Below are 16,892 nucleotides of genomic sequence, written 5' to 3'. Positions count from 1 at the left end.
CTAAAAGGGTTTATAATTTAGCTTTTTAAAATTTTAATAAAAGGGAAAATAAAGTGTTTGAAATAGTTAGTGAGTCATTTAAATCCGCAGTTAATAAACTTCGTTTTGTTGATGATGAAAAAGCTTTAAAAAATGCTCTTGATACTTTAAAAAAAGCCCTTTTAAAAGCAGATGTACATCATAAAGTTACTAAAGAATTACTTACTTTGGTAGAAAATGATGTAAAAATTAATGGTATAGGTCAAAAACAATTTTTAGACTCAATTAAGAAAAATTTAGAAGAAATTCTTAGTGTTAAAGGTAAAAATCAAGGTTTTGTATTTGCTAGTAAGCCGCCTACGGTTGTTTTGATGTGTGGTTTACAAGGTGGTGGTAAAACTACCACTACGGTAAAAATTGCTAATTACTTAAAACTAAGAAATAAAAAAGTACTAATTGCTGCATGTGATTTGCAAAGATTAGCTGCAGTAGAACAGCTAAGACAACTCACTCAAGCTAATGAGCTTGATTTATTTTTTATAGAAAATGAAAGTAATCCTTTAAATGTAGCTAAACAAGCTTTAGAAAAAGCAAAAAATTCTATGTATGATGTTTTGCTTGTAGATACTGCCGGCCGTTTAGCAATTGATACGGCTTTGATGAATGAGCTTAAAGATGTAAAAGCTATTTTAAATCCTGATGAAGTATTTTATGTAGCTGATGCTATGAGTGGTCAAGATGGAGTTAAAACAGCAAGTAGCTTTAATGAAGCTTTAGAAATCACTGGGTTTATTTTAAGTAAATTTGATGCAGATACTAAAGGTGGTGTTGCGCTAGGTATAGCAAAACAAATTGGTGTGCCTTTAAGATTTATTGGTGTTGGTGAGAAAGTAGCTGATTTAGAAGTATTTATCCCTGATAGAATTGTTAATCGTATCATGGGTGAGGGTGATTTAGCGACTTTGGCTGAAAAAACTGCAGCCATTATTGATGAAAAAGAAGCAAAAAAACTTAATAAGAAAATTAAAAAAGGTGAATTTAATTTTAATGACTTTTTAAATCAAATGGAAAGTGTTAAAAAACTTGGTAGTATGAAATCAATCATTGGTATGATACCTGGTTTATCATCTATGGCAGCAAATATTAAAGATATTGATTTGGATAAATCTAAAGAAATTATTCATATTAAGGCAATGATTTCATCAATGACACCAAAAGAAAGAGAAAATCCTGATTTGTTAAACAACGCAAGAAAGCGTCGTATTGCAGAGGGTGCTGGTTTATCTCAAATGGAAGTAAATCGCTTTTTAAAACAATTTAGCAATGCAGCTAAGTTGGCAAAGAAATTTTCAAACAAAAAAGGAATGGAAAACTTTATGAATATGTTACAGCAAGCTAAAAGACCGCAATAATTAAAGCTTTTTTATGGATATATGAGTTAAAATATCTATAACAAAATTTTAATTTTTTTAGGAGTATTAAAATGACAGTAATCAGACTTACAAAAATGGGACGTAAAAAAAGACCATTTTATCGTATAGTTGTAACTGATAGTAGAAAAAGACGTGATGGTAGCTGGATAGAAAGCATTGGATATTACAATCCTATGGTTGAACCTGAAGTGGTAAAATTTGATGCTGAGCGTTTAGCTTATTGGAAAAGCGTAGGTGCTAAATTAAGCGATAGAGTAGCAGCTATTACAAGCAAATAAAAATGGTTGAAAATTTTTTAAGAGAATATGCAAAATTAATTGTTGATTTTCCTGAAAAAGTTGATATACAAAGACAAAATTTAGAAAATAATTTTGCTGAAATTATCATTTATGTTGATCCATCTGATACTGGTAAGTTGATCGGAAAAAATGGAAAATTAATCAACGCAATAAAAACAGTCATTATGGCTTACAAAGTTAAAGATGCAACTTCATATCGTATAACGGTAAAAGCCATTGAAGAATGATTTGATCCAAGTTGCTAAACTTGGGAAAAGTGTTGGTTTAAAAGGTTATGTAAAATTACATAATCTTAGTGATTTTTATGAGCAGTTTAAAATAGGTGTTAAATTTTTTGATATTAATCAAAAAATTTACACCATAAAGGCTTTTGATAAAACTAGATCTTTAGTTTTGTTTGAAGGCTTTGAGAGTGTTGAGACTGCCAAAACCTTAACTAATATTACTCTTTTTCAAACTATTGAAGCTACAAAAGAAACTTGTAAATTAAAAAAAGATGAGTATTTTTATTTTGATATAATTGGATGTGATGTTTTTGAAAATGAGCAAAAATTAGGTGTAGTTGAAGACATTTTAGAAAATGGAGTAGGGTATTTATTTTGTATAAAATGTGATGAAAAACTGCAGACAAAGGTTAAAAACTTTTATATTCCTTATGTTGATAAATATATTCAAAAAGTTGATGTAGAAAATAAAAAGATATTCACACAATCTGCTTTGGATATTTTAGAAAATTCATGAAATATACTTTTGTAAGTTTATTCCCAGAATTTATTGAACCTTATTTTCAAACTTCTATTTTAGCAAGAGCAAAAGAAAAAGGGATATTAGAATTTGCTTTTGTTAATCCTAGAAATTTTACCACAAACAAGCACTTTAAAGTAGATGATTATAAAATAGGAGGAGGCGCAGGGCTTTTGCTACAAGTTCAGCCTTTGTATGATTGCTTAATGCATATTAAAAAGCAAGATAAAAATGTTCATTTTGTTTTTCTTTTACCTTGTGCTAAGACTTTTAAACAAACTGATGCTAAAAGATTAAGCAAGAAAGATCATATTTGCTTTGTAAGCAGTAGATATGAGGGTTTGGATGAGCGTATTGTGGAAGAATTTGCTAATGAGGTGTTTTCTATAGGTGATTTTATACTTACAGGTGGAGAGTTAGCGTCTTTAGTTATGTGTGATGCTATTAGCAGAAATATTCAAGATGTTCTTGGAAATAGTGAAAGTTTAAGTGAAGAAAGTTTTGAAAATGACTTATTAGAAGCCCCATCGTTTTCTAAACCCTTTATTTTTGAAAAGGAAAATAAAAAATTTTATGTGCCTTCAGAGTTTTTAAAGGGAAATCACGCTAAAATCACAGCTTTAAAAACTACTTTGGCGTCTTGCAAAACGAAATATTTTCGTCCTGATTTGTATCAAAAGCATGAACGCAAATTTTAAGGAATATCGTTATGAAAAATAAATACATTGAGCAATTTGAGCAAAAACAAATTGAAGGTAAAAATGTTCCAGAATTTCGTGCTGGAGATACTTTAAGACTTGCTATTCGCATTAAAGAAGGCGATAAAACAAGAATTCAAAATTTTGAAGGTATTTGTATAGCACGTAGAGGAAATGGTGTAGATGAAACTTTCATTGTGCGCAAAATAGGTGCTAATAATGTAGGTGTTGAAAGAATTTTCCCTATTTATAGTGAAAGTTTAGAAAGTATTACAGTATTAAGAAGAGGTCGTGTGCGCCGTGCTAGATTATTCTACCTAAGAGATAGAAGAGGTAAGGCTGCTCGTATTAAAGAACTTAAAAAATAAAAGTGAAATTTAGAACTCAAATATATGAAGCAATTTCTTGGGAACAAGAAATTCAAAATGGCATAAATATATCTAATAAAATAGAAAATGCTTATGCTAAAGAAATCTGCATAACTATGTCAAAAGATAGCTTTATGAAAGATCATAAAGCGCCTTTTGATATTACCATACAAGTATTAAAAGGCTCCATTGACTTTGGAGTTTTAAATCAAAAAATTCTACTTAAAACGCTAGATAGTATAAGTTTAAAAACTCATGAGATCCATAATCTTTTAGCGCTAGAAGATTCTATAGTGCGCTTAACTTTGTATAAGCAAGATAGTCTTGAACGTGTTGAAGGTGTTTTAAAATTTTAATTTAAGCCTCATTTTGTATAATTTTAGCTTACTAAAATTAGGAAGTTAAGCTATGAAATGGACTAAAGATTCTTGGAAAAATTATAAAATTCAGCAACAACCACAATATCCTGATGAAAATGAATTACAAAATGTTGTTAAAAAATTAGAAAAACTACCACCGCTTGTTTTTGCAGGCGAGGTGGATAAATTAAAAAAATCCCTTGCTAAGGTTGTAAATTCTCAAGCATTTTTACTCCAAGGAGGAGATTGTGCGGAGAGTTTTGTAAATTTTGGTGCTGATAATATAAGAGATATGTTCAAAGTTATGCTTCAAATGGCTATAGTGCTTACTTTTGCAGGATCTTGCCCTATAGTTAAAGTAGGGCGCGTTGCAGGGCAATTTGCAAAGCCAAGAAGTAGTGATTTTGAAGAGGTTGATAGGGTAAAGCTTCCAAGTTATCGTGGGGATATTATTAATGGTTTTGAATTTAATGAAAAATCAAGAATAGCTGATCCTAAAAGAATGTTAGAAGCATATTATCAAAGTGCTACAACTTTAAATTTATTAAGAGCTTTTTCAAGAGGCGGTTTAGCGGATTTAAGAGTAGTACATAAGTGGAATTTGGGTTTTTTAAAAAAAGCAGAGCTTGGGAAAAAATATGATGAACTTAGTGAAAAAATCACTCAAGCCTTAGCCTTTATGCAAGCTTGTGGCATTACTGATACTCCAAATCTTTCTCAAACAGCCTTTTATACTTCTCATGAAGCCTTGCTTTTGCCTTATGAGGAAGCTTTAACTAGGGTAGATAGTTTAAGTGGGGAAATTTATGATTGTTCAGCACATATGCTTTGGATAGGTGAGCGTACTAGAAAAGTAGATGAAGCACATGTACATTTTTTAAGTGGAGTAAAAAATCCACTTGGTGTTAAACTTAGTGCTAATTATGATTTAGATGAGATAAAAAAGCTAGTAGGTATTTTAAATCCGCATAATGAAGCAGGAAGATTAAATTTCATCATCCGTATGGGATGCAATAAGATAGAAAAAGCCTTACCAAAATTATTTAAAGAGTTAAAACAAGAAGGATTTAATATACTTTATAGCATAGATCCTATGCATGCAAATACAGTTAAATCGGGTAATTTTAAAACAAGAGAATTTGATAAAATCATCCAAGAAGTGCGTGCGTTTTTTGAAATAGCTATGAGCGAGGGAGTGTATCCTGGTGGGGTGCATTTAGAAATGACAGGGCAAAATGTAACCGAATGCGTGGGAGGCTCTTTAAATATCACTCAAGAAGAACTTTCTAAACGTTATGAAACACAATGTGATCCAAGATTAAATGCTGATCAAGCATTAGAATTAGCATTTATCATAGCAGACTTAGTTAAAAAGGCAAGAAAATGTTAAAATTTTATGGTATTAAAAATTGCAATAGTGTGAAAAAAGCTATGGATTATTTAAATTCTGAGCAAATTGAATTTGAATTTTTAGACATTAAAAAACTAGATGAAGAAACTTTAGATTTTTGGCTTAGTAAAAGAAGTGTTTTAGAGCTTGTAAATACAGCGGGCATGAGTGCTAGAAAATTAGGGTTAAATAAAGAAAAACTTCAAAATTTAAGCCAAGATGAAATTAAAGCGATGATTTTACAAAGTCCAACGCTTATAAAACGCCCATTAATCATAAAAGATGATGAAGTTTTTATAGCTAAAGAATATGAGAGTTTTTAAAATGCTAGAGTTTTTGCTCTAGCATTTAAGGAGTTTCTCGAAAGATTTTTAGAATTTATATTTAAAACCTACTTGACCACTTACATAAGTTTCATTTTTACCATCTGTTTTACCAGCTAGTATTTGTTTAGCTCCAACACCTGCATTTAAGCTAAATTGCTTGTTAATATCTACATTACCACCTATAATGATTTATCCATAGGTTTTTTTCTTATCATCACTTTTTACGCTAGGTAATGCTACACCATTTAAACTTGCTACAAAATCATCTCCATTATTCATTACATATTGTTCTATTTTTGGGGTGATAAATAAATATGATTCTTCACTCATATATTTTCTAAGTTCAGCGCCAAGTTCTAATGAGATAGAATTATTGCTAGCGCTATTGACATCTTTTCCTGCTATGCCGTTTTCTTTATAGCTTGGAGTATGTGCATAGTAGTAGTTTGCTCCAGCAAAAGGTTTGATAAATAAAGTATTATCGCTAAAATCAAAAACATATCCCATGTTAGCACTCAAACCAAGGAATTTTCTATTAAAGTCAGCACCATTTGTAGTGTTAAATCCTCTATTTATAATATCTTGATCTGTTGGAGAAATTTGAGCATAAGCCCTAACATTAACTTCAACTTTTGGACTTATATAGATATTAGAATAAGCACCAAATTGGAAATTATCTGATTTTTTGGGTTAAAAGATTATCTTTTATTTCAGCGTTTGCATAAGTAAAATAAGCACCAATAATAACATCATCGTTAATTTTTCTATCCATACCTATAGTAGCTCCATATAAAGCACCACTATCTCCATCTATGATGTTTGCACCACCTATTACATTACCCCAAATGCTGTTATTATAATTATCAACATAATTTCCTCTATAATCATTAGTAGCAAATCTTATTTGAGATAATTTTGTAGCGTAATTTCCATAAGGATTATTTAACATAGCTACACGAGAACCTATAGATACATCATTTGATACATTGATAGTCGAGTTTATACCTGATGAGGCTTGATTTACATTTGAGATAGATTTAGCTGAATCTTTTATATCATTTGCTACTTGTTCCCCGACTTTATCAAATTTAATACTACCTATTGCATTTAAATCTTTACCGAGTGTAAGTCCATCTAAAATTTTAGAAACAAAGTCTTTGTTGGAAGTTGAAACGCTAGAATCGTTTTTTACATAATCATCATTAGAGATTATTCCACTTTCAGCATTGCTAATCATATCTTGAATTTGTTTTATTTGCTCATCAATTTTTACAATGGCTTCATCAATTTTTTCTATATTAGCACCTTCATCATCTTTGGCATCTTCTAAATCAGTTTTAATTAATTCTAGGTATTTTTTATCACTTTCTAAGACTTTCTTATTATTAAGTACATTTTCATTTGCGTCACCGCTAATTAAAAGCTTATTATCTTTTGTAGAAAGTTCATAATCAACAAAATCTTTTACATCTATAGCTCTTACAATTTCATAATCAAGTCCTAAATCTTTGCTACTCATACCTACAATGTTTTCAAAATTTTTACTTATGTTTGCACTAGCTTTATTTGAGCTTGTTATATCTTCATTAAACCCTTCGCTTGCACTCATGAAAACATAGTTGTTTAAAGCCAAATCACCAAAGCTTGTTGTTCCTATGGAAAAGTTTGAATTTGTGATATTTGCTTTACCGTTTATTTGTATGTGGTTTTGACTTTTATTGCCACCTATGGTAAATAGAGTAGATTTATCTGCTGTAAAATTTCCATTTACTTCAAGAGAACCTTGTAGGCCATGCCCATCAGCGATTAAAATAGCTGAAGATTTTATATCATCTAAAACACCATCTGTAGGATTAGATGAACCTTTTATATTAAAATCTCCATTTACGATGGATTTTCCATCTAAGCTTTGAAATATCACATCTGTTGCCTCAGTTTTTTTAGCATCAATGGTATAGTTTGTTACATAACTAGCGCCTTCAGAAGTATTTTTAAAAGTAAGGTTGTTGGAACCCAAGTTAATATTTACTCTTGAGAGATCTTTAAATTCATCGTTAGCTAGGTCTGTATAGGAAAGATTTAGAGTCAAATCACCATTAGTATAATCTGTTTTTAAGTTGAAATTTCTACCATCACTAGTTTCAAAATAATTTTTTATAGTGTCATCTGTTATGGTAATTTCTTGAGCTAAAGCAGCATTGCTTAATAAAGCACTAATACCAACTCCCATTAAAACTTTACTTGTGCAATAAGAAAGTTTCATAAGTTTAAATTGAAAAAAAGCAATTATACCTCCCCCCCCCCATAAATTTAAGTTTAAAGTAAATGAGATTTTCAAAAAGTAATTAAATTTTCTCTCTTTGGTAGATTTTTTTAATTTTCACATCTAAATTATGAGCAAATTTAAATAAAGCTGGCACTACTAAAAGTGTTAGTAAGGTTGAGCTAATAAGACCAAATATAATAGCAATGGCCATAGGAGAATTTCCTTCAAAACCAGAACCCCTTGAAAGTGCTAGTGGAAGCATGGAAAAAATCATCGCAAAAGTTGTCATTAAAATAGCTCTTAAACGACTTTTTCCTGCATAAATTAGTGCTTTTTCTACTTCCATACCTTCATCGCATTTTTTATTAGCTACATCTACTAATAATATAGCATTTTTTCCTACCATTCCAAAAAGCAAAATAATAGCTACAAGCACAAATAAAGAAAAGTGATTTCCTGTGATAAAAATTCCAAAGCAAGCTCCACCAAAAGCCAAAGGCATGCTTATCATGATGATTAAAGGAAGTATTAAACTTGAATACAAAGAAGCAAGGATTAAATAAATCAAAATCATCCCTAAAGATATAGAAAATAAAAACCCACTAATGGTATCATCTAAAAAGTCCAAAAAACCAGAATAAGCAAAAGATAGGTTATTTTTTCCTAAAATATAAGCTAAATTGGACTCAAAAATTTTTCTTACTTCACCTAAAGAAATGTTTTCTATGCTTGAAGTGAGTTTTATACTAGTAGTTTTATTGTGTCTGTTAATTAAAGAAAGATCTTTTTTATAAGAAAAGCTAGCAATACTAGCAAGTTTTATACTTTTATTGTTATGATTTTTAAGTTCTATTAGCTCTAAACTAGTTGGATTTTGTTTAAAAGCTTCATCAAAGCTAAGGATAATTTCATCTTTAAAATTTTTATAATCCATATTTCCAACGCTTAAATTTCCAAAGGAATAAGCCAAGACATAAGCAAGTTCTTGAGGGTTAATACCAAGTTTAGCAGCTTTTTCTCTATTGATATTAATAGCAATCTCTTCTTTTAAATCCCCTTCATTATCATCTATAGCAATAAAGCCTTCATGTTTTAAAAACACTTCTTTCATTCTATTAATAGCTTCTTTTATTAGCTTTAAATCATCACCTAAAATTTGAATTTGAACCGGATCTTCAATGCCTGCTCCTTCTATTTTAGGGAGTTCTAAAACTTTTATCTTTAAGTCTTCATAGGAGTTTAATTTTTCTTGAAAAAGGCTAATAAGCTTAGGTTGTCTGAATTTTCTTTCATTTAAAGGTTTTAATTTTACATAAATTTTTGCTTTTTTAATTTCCTTTGCGTCATTATATCCTATAAGTAAATATGCATAAGCAACACTTGGATCTTGCTTTATATTTTCATATACTTTTAAACTTTTTTCTTTCATAGCTTCTAAAGATAAGTCGTTTTTGCTTTCTAATAAAACTTGTATTTCACTATCTTCTTCTATAGTTAGAAAATCTAATCCTATTTTAGGAGCTAAAGAAAAACATAAAATAATTATAACAAGCGTTGATAGGATAAATTTAATCTTATTAGCTAAAACTTTATAAAGTAGCTTTTCATAAAATAAGTCAAGTTTTATAAATAAAAATTCACTTTTTTTATAAAATGTGCTTTCGCTAGTGTTTAAAAATCTAGCACTTAAGGTAGGTATTAAAAATACACTTACAAGATAGCTTATAATCACACCAGAAGCAACACTAGTAGCTAATACATTAAAAAATAAACCAGGAACTGAATTCATATAAGCAATAGGTATAAATACACACAATAAAACCGCACTAATGTTTAAGACGCTAAAGCCTATTTCTTTGATCCCTTCAAATGAAGCTTGTAAAGGAGGAAGTGTTTTTGCTTTTTTGGCTATACTTTCAATGATGACTATAGCATCATCTATAAAAATTCCTATACTTAAAGTAAGAGCTATGATGGTTAAGCGATTAATATCATAACCTAAAAGATTAATGAGAAAAAAACTAGAAATAATTGAAGTTGGTAAAACAATAAAAGCTAAAATAGTCGCACTGATATTTCTTAAAAATACATACACTATTAAAAGTGTCAAAATCACACCAAAAACCATATCAAAAATAACTTGATTGATATGTTTTAAGATATTTTGGCTTTTATCATAAACTATTTTAATTTCTACCTCATTGCCCGCTATTGTTTGTAGTGTTTTTAAGGAATTTTTGATATTTTCTATAACTTTTAAGGAGTTATAGCCAGAAATTTTATTAAGCTCAAGCAATACCCCATCTTTTGTATCAAGTAATGCAAACTGCTTTTGATCTTCTAAGCCATAGCTAATATTTGCTATATCTTTTAAAAATATTCCACTAAAAATGCGTATATTTTCTAACTCTTTTAAATTTTGTGCTTCAAAATATCCTTTGATGGTGAAATTATCTTTTGAATTTTCAAACTCACCTAGATATTGTTTAAAATTATGGCTTTGGATGATTTTAGCTACATCAAGTGCATTAATGTGGTATTTTTGTAAAGCGTTAGGCAAGAGTTTGATTTGAACTTGTGGTTTTAAAAAGGCTATATCATTGATCGTTCCAACTCCTGAAATTTTTTGTAAAAATGGTTTTATATCATTGTCAATCTTACGCATAAGTTTTAAATGATCCTTAGAACTTAAAAATAATGATACAACAGATCCTGCATCAGGGGATATTTTTTCTAAGGTTGGCTTTGCTGGAAGATTAATAGTATTAAGTTTATCTCTAATATCATTTGCAGCTACTTCTAAGTTTTTGCCTAATTCAAATTCAACAACAGAAATAGAAAAATTATTATAACTTGTAGAATTGATATTTTTTATCCCTTGTACATCTGAAATTGCATTTTCTATTTCTTTGGTTATTTTAGATTCTATGAATTTTAAATCTCCATTAGCGGTTGTGGTAATTTTAATCAAAGGAATATCTACTTTTGGATAAAGATTAATGGGCATACTAAAAATAGAAAAAGTACCAAAAATCACCAAAGCGATAAAAAACATCAAAACAGCAATAGGATTATTAATAGCAAAACGATACAAGATTAATCCTTGGTGATGATTTTTCCTTCTCCAAAAGAACCTGGAGTAAAGTTTAAGGCCTCAACTTCTGCATAAATTTTTCGTGTTTTTATGTCTATACTTGGATAAATAAGTGTGATTTTACCTTGATATTCTTTTTCATTTGAGTCTATTTTATAAATAAAAATATCATCGATTTTTATCTTATCTTTAAATTTTTCATCAAAACTTAAAAGCAATTTTACTTTTGGATAAGAAAAAAAATCAAATAAAACATGAGAAATTCCCCTAGCTCCATCGCCTATGTCAATATATTTGTTAGAAATAATCCCATCATAAGGTGCTTTTAGGGTTTTTTTATCGATTAAGTCTTTGTAATGTTGTATATTTAAAAAGGCTTTTTGTTGCAAGCTTTGTGCTTTTTGAAACTCAAATAAAACATTTTCATAACTTTGCTTATCTATAACTTCTTGTACCTTTTTAAATTTTTCTAAAGAACTTTTAGCATGTTCTAGTGCAAGAGTAGCAAGTTTGTATTCATTTTGTGCTAATTTTAAGGCTATTTGCTCGCTGGAATCTTCAAGTTTAAGTAAAACTTGATCTTTTTTTACCTTATCATTAACATTCACATAAATTGCTTTAACTATACCAGCACTTTGCAAGGATAATTTTGATTGATTTTGTGCAAGCACATCAAAGCTAGCATAAATTTCTTCAGCTTTTAAAGTGAGTAGAGAAAATAAAGTTAAAAATACTAATTTCATTCTAAAACCTTTGTTTTTATATCAATTCCAGCTGTAAAATAATACCTTGCTTTTGTGATTTCATATTCATTTTTAGCTAGTTCAAGTTGACTTTGACTTTTGTATTTTAATTCTAATGCATTTAGGTATTCTACATATGAGCAAAGTCCTGCGGTGTATTTTTTCTCAATGGCCTCAAAAGCTAAATTAGCTGCTTTGAAACTTGCATTTAATGCTTTTATTTTAACTTTAGAAATTTCAATTTCTTGTAAAAGATTATCTAGTTCTATATTTACTTTTCTTTTGGTTTTTTCAAGCTCTAATTGAGTAATTTTGCTTGTATATTTTTGAGCTTCTAGAGCTTTTTGATTAGCACCAAAATCAAAAATTTTCCACTCAAAAGTTAAAATAAAACGATTGCTTTGTCCATGTTCTTTTAAAAAGCTTTCGCTTGTTGATTTTAGCTCATGTGGTAATTTAGGATTGTAGTTCATATCATAAAAACTAAAACTATTTTGTAAAAATATTTTTGGAAACAACTCAGCTCTGGCAGAGTCTATTTTTAAATTTTCTAAATTTAATTTTTCTTGCATAAGGGCTATTTCATAGCTTTTGTTTTTTTCTACACTTGGTTCTTGTAAAATATTTTGAAAAGAAGGCGTAAAATGCGTTTTACTAAGATTATAAATTTCATTTTTTAATTCATACAGTTTTAATTCATTTTGAGCTAATTCATAAGAGCTTAACTCAAATTTTGCTCTTATGCTCTCAAGCTCACTTTGGCTAGCAAGTCCAGCTTGGTAAAAATTTTCTAAGCGTTTGAGTTGATTTTGCAGAGTGATTTCTTTTTGTTTATCACTTGCTATAATACTTTCTAAACTAAGATAATTAAAATACAAAACACTAGCGCTAAGTGCCATATAATTTGCCATGTTTTCTTTTTCAAGATGAGCAAGTTGTTTTAGACTTTGCATACTAGCGATTTTTGCTTCTCTATTACCCCCATCAAAAAGTAAAAATTTAAGCGAAAGGGTGCTCATTAGACTTTCTTGGGGTTCTATGATAAAGCGATCTTTGTTTGAGCCAAGATAAGAAACACCTAAATGTAAACTTGGCAAATAAGCATTTTGCACACTTTCTTGTTCTAAAATACTTTTTGAAAATTGGAGTTGCTTTTGTAAGTAATTTTCATTGTTTAAACTTAAATCTATAAATTCTTTAAGATTATTAGCTAGTAAAAATAAGGGCAAGAAAAGTAAATATAAAATTTTCATTTTTAAACTTTTTGTTTTATTATAGAAAATATAACTTAAAGTAATTATAAAGCAAGAAAATTTTTAAGTAGCTTTTTACCATTTTGACTTAGTATGGCTTCAGGATGAAACTGGATTCCGTAAATATCGTATTTTTTATGTTTTAAAGCCATGATGATATTATCTTCACTATGGGCTAAAATTTCACATTTTTTGCCTATATGACTGACATAAAGAGAGTGATATAAACAAATTTTAAAATTTTGCTCAAGGTTTTTAAAAAGTGGGTTTGGTTTAAATTTTATAGTTTTTACCTTACCATGGGTTGGGTTTGGAAGTTTAGAAATTTTACCACCAAAAATATGTGCTATACATTGGTGTCCTAGACAAATTCCAAGTATTTTTTTATCTTTTTTAAAATATTTTATAGCTTTTAAGCTTAGCTTTGATTCTTTTGGAGAATTTGGTCCAGGGGAGATTAAAAGATGGGTAAAATCATATTTTTTAAGCTTTTTTGGGTTTTTAAATTTATCGTTTTTGATGATTTTATAAGTAATATTTAATTCTTTTAAATAAAAGGCTATAGTGTAGGTAAAAGAATCATAATTATCTATAATTAAAACTCTCACAAAAACACCCTTTTTAAGCCTCTTAAAGAATTAATAGCATAAATTTCTTTAGCATTTAAAAGCGCATCTTTAGTGATATCTTTTTCTTTGATGAGCTTGTGTTTTAAGAGTGTTTGTCTATAAATACCATTGAGGCAGTTTTTAGCATAAGGGGTAAAATACTCATCATTTAAATTTATAATAATATTACTTCTTGAACCCTCACAAAGTATGCCTTTTTCATCAAAAAAAACTATGTCATAGCAAATATTTTCTTTCCATAGATAAGAATTTGCTTCATATAAACTACGCAGAGAAGTTTTATGGTGTGTTAAAAGATTTACTTTTATGATGTCTTTACTTATGAGTAGTTTTTTGCTTGAATTTTCTTGTATATTGCTAAAATCAAACTCATAGAGGCCATTTTTGAAAAGTTTTAATTTAATAGCCTTTGAGCCTTTTTGAGTAAAATTACTTTTTGCAAAAAAATGATGATGATTGAAAACAAAATTGTTAAAATTTTGTAAAGATTTAAAATGGAATTTTTTATCTTTACTCTCTAGTATATTTTTAAAATCATGTTTTAATCTTTGAGTATCAAAGCCAAAAAATTTAGCTGAGTTTAAAATTCTTTGTAAATGTTCTTTGAAAAATAAAATAGAATGATTTTTATAATACATTGTTTCAAACAAGTAAAAGTTAGGTTCTAAAATTTTGCTTTTTAGTTTTAATTCTTCAAATTCATCTTGTTTTTGTGAGTCCCACACAAGCCCACTTCCCACACCATATCTTAAAAAATCATCATTGCTTTTTTTCTCTAAAGTGCGTATAGCTACGCTAAATTTTGCTTTGTTTTTATGGATTAAACCTATTGCTCCACAATAAATTCTACGTTTTCTTTGCTCTAAATTTTCTATAAGTTTGATGGTTTCTATTTTGGGTGCACCTGTGATAGATCCACATGGAAAAAGGGCTTTGAAAATTTTAAAATAACCATTTTTTTGCTTTAATTTTCCGCTTATTTTTGAAATAAGTTGGTGTAAGGTAGGATAAGTTTTAACCTTAAAAAGTTCGCATTTTAAAGAATGCTTTTTGATGAGTTTTGAAATATCATTGCGTAATAAATCAACTATCATTACATTTTCGCTAATGGTTTTTTCATCACATTTTAAAAAGTTTTTTAGATTTTCATTTTCTTTTGGATTATTCGAGCGTTTGATTGTGCCTTTCATGGGTTTTGTGATGATTTTTTTATTTTTGATTTTAAAAAAAAGTTCAGGTGAAAAAGAAGCTAGTTCTAAAAATTCATTTTTCATATAAGCTTTATAAGGGGTATTTTGCTTAGGATAAAGGCTTAAAAAACTCTCATACACATTAAGATTTGATTGTAAATGTAATTCTTGAGTGAGATTAACTTGATAACTTTGACCTTTAGCTATAGCATCTTTAACTTTGTTAAAATTTTCAAAATACTTTTCTTGATTTAAATTAGATGAAAAGCTTGGATAAAAGTCTAAATTTTTTTCTTTATTTGTAAAGATTTTTCTTGTTTTAAAAGCAAAAAAATACAAAAAAGGTTCTTTGCTTTTATAATTTTTATCTTCTAGATATTTATAAAATTCATATTGAATATAGCCTAAAAAATAATATTGATTTTTATATTTTTCTATGATTTTAAAAGCTTTTTTGCTTTCTTTTTGAGTGTGAGCTTTAAGAGTGAAGGCAAGATCATCATAAAGATATTTTCCAAATATAGCAAATGCCATTTATATCCTTAGCTTAAAAAATACACCCAAACAGGTAAAGAAACAAAGGCAAAAACTATACCAAAAGCCACAGAACTAACCGCTAAATTTGTATCAAGTTTTGCTTTCATGATCATTGCTGCAACCATTGTCATAGTAGGCATAGCTGATTCAAGTAAAGCGATGGTAGAGCTAGGATTTAATTTGAAATTTAAAAGCTTTAAAAGTACTAAAAATATTAAAGGTGTGAGTATCATTTTGCCAAAAATGACTATTATAGTTGCTTTATAAGAAGTTTTTATACTTAAAAAGCCTAAATTTAAACCTATGGCAAAAAGCGCTATAGGTGTGGCACTAGCTCCAAGCATACGCAAAGGTTCAAAGATAAAATCAGGAAGTGCGGTAAGCTTAAAACAAAGTCCTAAAATCAAAGCAACAAAAGGTGGAAAAGTGAAAACTTTTTTAAGATTTTGCAAAAAGCTTACCTTTTGCTCGCTAGCTAAAGAGATGATAAAAGGAGCAAGCAGTGCCATTGGTAAAGAAGTAGCAAGAACATCATAAAGGATAATTTCGCCCAAAAAATGAGGATCTTGATAAATTCCACTAATAATAGGTATACCTACAAATAAAGTGTTTCCAAAGCTAGAAAGTAAAAAAATACTTACAAGAGTACTTTTACTAAATTTAAAGCAAAAAGCTAAAAACACACAACATAATGCTGAAACAATAGCACAACCTAACCCAAGCAATATAATAACAATCAAAGAAAAATCAAAATTTAAATGATAAGCGCGCTCAAAAATCAAGCAAGGTAAGGCAAAAATAATAGCAAAATCTAAAAAAGCACGCGCTTGTTTTTGTTTTAAAATTTTGATTTTTTTAGCAAAATATCCACCAAAAAGCAAACAAAATATACTAAATAAGGAAGAAAAAATATACATTTTATTCTGCTAGGTTAAAAAACTTTTGACTAAATTTTGTATGAGTAAATTCCATCCATCTACAAGCACGAATATCAAAAGTTTAAAAGGCATAGAAATCATAACAGGAGGTAGCATCATCATACCCATAGCCATTAATACCGAGCTTACTACCATATCAATAACCAAAAATGGCAAGAAAAGTAAAAAGCCTATTTCAAAAGCAGTTTTAAGCTCGCTTATCATAAAGGCTGGCACTAAAACTGTTAAAGGTACATCATCTATGGTTTTTGGATTTTCTAAATTTCTAATCCTATAAAAAAGCGCTAAGTCTTTTTCCCTAGTGTTTTTTAGCATAAAATCTTTAAAAGGCTTAACACCTTTAGTAAAAGCTTCTTCATAACCTATCTGTTCGGCGATATAGGGTTTTATACCTTCATTGTATGATTTTGTAGCTACAGGCTCCATAATGAAAAAAGTTAAAATCAAAGCTAAGGTAACCAAAATAGTATTTGGTGGCATAGTTTGAGTGCCAAGAGCTGTTCTTAAAAAAGAAAACACTACAACAAGTCTTAAAAAAGAAGTCATTACAAAAACAATGGTAGGCGCAAGAGCTAGTATGGTTAAAACTATGACTATATTTAGGGTTGTTACGAGTTGTTGTGGGCTATTTGGAGCACTAAGACTT

Annotated in this window: 16 protein-coding genes and 1 pseudogene; 9 read left to right on the top strand and 8 right to left on the bottom strand. The window is 28.9% G+C overall.

Features of this window, described 5'->3' with window-relative positions; genetic code table 11:
- Positions 1-53 precede the first annotated feature (53 nt).
- From ffh to CAMP18498_RS02255, 9 genes are all read left to right on the top strand, one after another.
- Positions 54-1,391 carry a signal recognition particle protein gene (gene ffh / locus CAMP18498_RS02295; RefSeq protein WP_337197239.1) on the top strand — a complete coding sequence of 446 codons (1,338 nt, stop codon included), beginning with the start codon at positions 54-56 and terminating at the stop codon, positions 1,389-1,391.
- Between the two features lie 71 nt (positions 1,392-1,462).
- The gene (rpsP, locus tag CAMP18498_RS02290) at positions 1,463-1,690 is read left to right on the top strand and encodes a 30S ribosomal protein S16 (RefSeq protein WP_012661702.1); all 228 of its coding nucleotides are present in this window, start codon (positions 1,463-1,465) and stop codon (positions 1,688-1,690) included.
- Between the two features lie 2 nt (positions 1,691-1,692).
- Entirely contained in the window at positions 1,693-1,938 is a 246-nt protein-coding gene (locus tag CAMP18498_RS02285) for a KH domain-containing protein (protein ID WP_012661701.1), read from the top strand.
- A complete protein-coding gene (gene rimM / locus CAMP18498_RS02280; protein WP_337197236.1) occupies positions 1,928-2,452 on the top strand; it encodes a ribosome maturation factor RimM in 525 nt (174 codons plus the stop codon). Before CAMP18498_RS02285 ends, rimM begins: the two co-directional genes overlap by 11 nt.
- A complete protein-coding gene (trmD, locus tag CAMP18498_RS02275; protein ID WP_337197234.1) occupies positions 2,449-3,153 on the top strand; it encodes a tRNA (guanosine(37)-N1)-methyltransferase TrmD in 705 nt (234 codons plus the stop codon). Before rimM ends, trmD begins: the two co-directional genes overlap by 4 nt.
- 11 nt (positions 3,154-3,164) lie before the next feature.
- Entirely contained in the window at positions 3,165-3,521 is a 357-nt protein-coding gene (rplS, locus tag CAMP18498_RS02270) for a 50S ribosomal protein L19 (RefSeq protein WP_012661698.1), read from the top strand.
- 2 nt (positions 3,522-3,523) lie between these two features.
- Positions 3,524-3,877, top strand: a complete 354-nt coding sequence (locus CAMP18498_RS02265) for a cupin domain-containing protein (protein WP_337197232.1) — start codon at positions 3,524-3,526, stop codon at positions 3,875-3,877.
- Positions 3,878-3,929: 52 nt separating this feature from the next.
- Positions 3,930-5,270, top strand: a complete 1,341-nt coding sequence (locus CAMP18498_RS02260) for a class II 3-deoxy-7-phosphoheptulonate synthase (protein ID WP_337197230.1) — start codon at positions 3,930-3,932, stop codon at positions 5,268-5,270.
- Positions 5,264-5,593: a Spx/MgsR family RNA polymerase-binding regulatory protein gene (locus tag CAMP18498_RS02255; protein WP_337197229.1), complete on the top strand. Its 330-nt coding sequence runs from the start codon at positions 5,264-5,266 to the stop codon at positions 5,591-5,593. Before CAMP18498_RS02260 ends, CAMP18498_RS02255 begins: the two co-directional genes overlap by 7 nt.
- A gap of 48 nt (positions 5,594-5,641) precedes the next feature.
- Here the strand turns inward: CAMP18498_RS02255 and CAMP18498_RS02250 are convergent.
- The 8 genes and pseudogenes from CAMP18498_RS02250 to fliP form a co-directional block, all read right to left on the bottom strand.
- A pseudogene (locus tag CAMP18498_RS02250) lies at positions 5,642-7,859 on the bottom strand (autotransporter domain-containing protein).
- An 82-nt stretch (positions 7,860-7,941) separates the two neighbouring features.
- Positions 7,942-10,956 (bottom strand): efflux RND transporter permease subunit, encoded by a 3,015-nt coding sequence (locus tag CAMP18498_RS02245; protein WP_337197227.1) that lies wholly within the window; start codon positions 10,954-10,956, stop codon positions 7,942-7,944.
- Between the two features lie 2 nt (positions 10,957-10,958).
- On the bottom strand, positions 10,959-11,699 hold the full coding sequence (locus CAMP18498_RS02240) for an efflux RND transporter periplasmic adaptor subunit (RefSeq protein WP_337197225.1): 741 nt from the start codon (positions 11,697-11,699) through the stop codon (positions 10,959-10,961).
- The gene (locus CAMP18498_RS02235) at positions 11,696-12,952 is read right to left on the bottom strand and encodes a TolC family protein (RefSeq protein WP_337197223.1); all 1,257 of its coding nucleotides are present in this window, start codon (positions 12,950-12,952) and stop codon (positions 11,696-11,698) included. Before CAMP18498_RS02235 ends, CAMP18498_RS02240 begins: the two co-directional genes overlap by 4 nt.
- A 44-nt stretch (positions 12,953-12,996) precedes the next feature.
- Positions 12,997-13,560, bottom strand: coding sequence for an anthranilate synthase component II (locus CAMP18498_RS02230; RefSeq protein WP_337197221.1), 564 nt, complete (start codon positions 13,558-13,560; stop codon positions 12,997-12,999).
- The gene (locus tag CAMP18498_RS02225) at positions 13,557-15,305 is read right to left on the bottom strand and encodes a bifunctional anthranilate synthase component I family protein/class IV aminotransferase (RefSeq protein WP_337197219.1); all 1,749 of its coding nucleotides are present in this window, start codon (positions 15,303-15,305) and stop codon (positions 13,557-13,559) included. The genes CAMP18498_RS02230 and CAMP18498_RS02225 overlap by 4 nt, the downstream gene beginning before the upstream one ends.
- A gap of 8 nt (positions 15,306-15,313) precedes the next feature.
- Positions 15,314-16,225, bottom strand: coding sequence for an AEC family transporter (locus tag CAMP18498_RS02220; RefSeq protein WP_337197218.1), 912 nt, complete (start codon positions 16,223-16,225; stop codon positions 15,314-15,316).
- 9 nt (positions 16,226-16,234) lie between these two features.
- Positions 16,235-16,892: flagellar type III secretion system pore protein FliP (fliP, locus tag CAMP18498_RS02215; RefSeq protein WP_337197217.1), on the bottom strand; the 658-nt coding region annotated here is incomplete at its 5' end.

Source organism: Campylobacter sp. W0066.2, from assembly GCF_024723515.1.
Taxonomy (GTDB): Bacteria; Campylobacterota; Campylobacteria; order Campylobacterales; family Campylobacteraceae; genus Campylobacter_D.
This window is presented reverse-complemented; position numbering and strand designations above follow the sequence as displayed.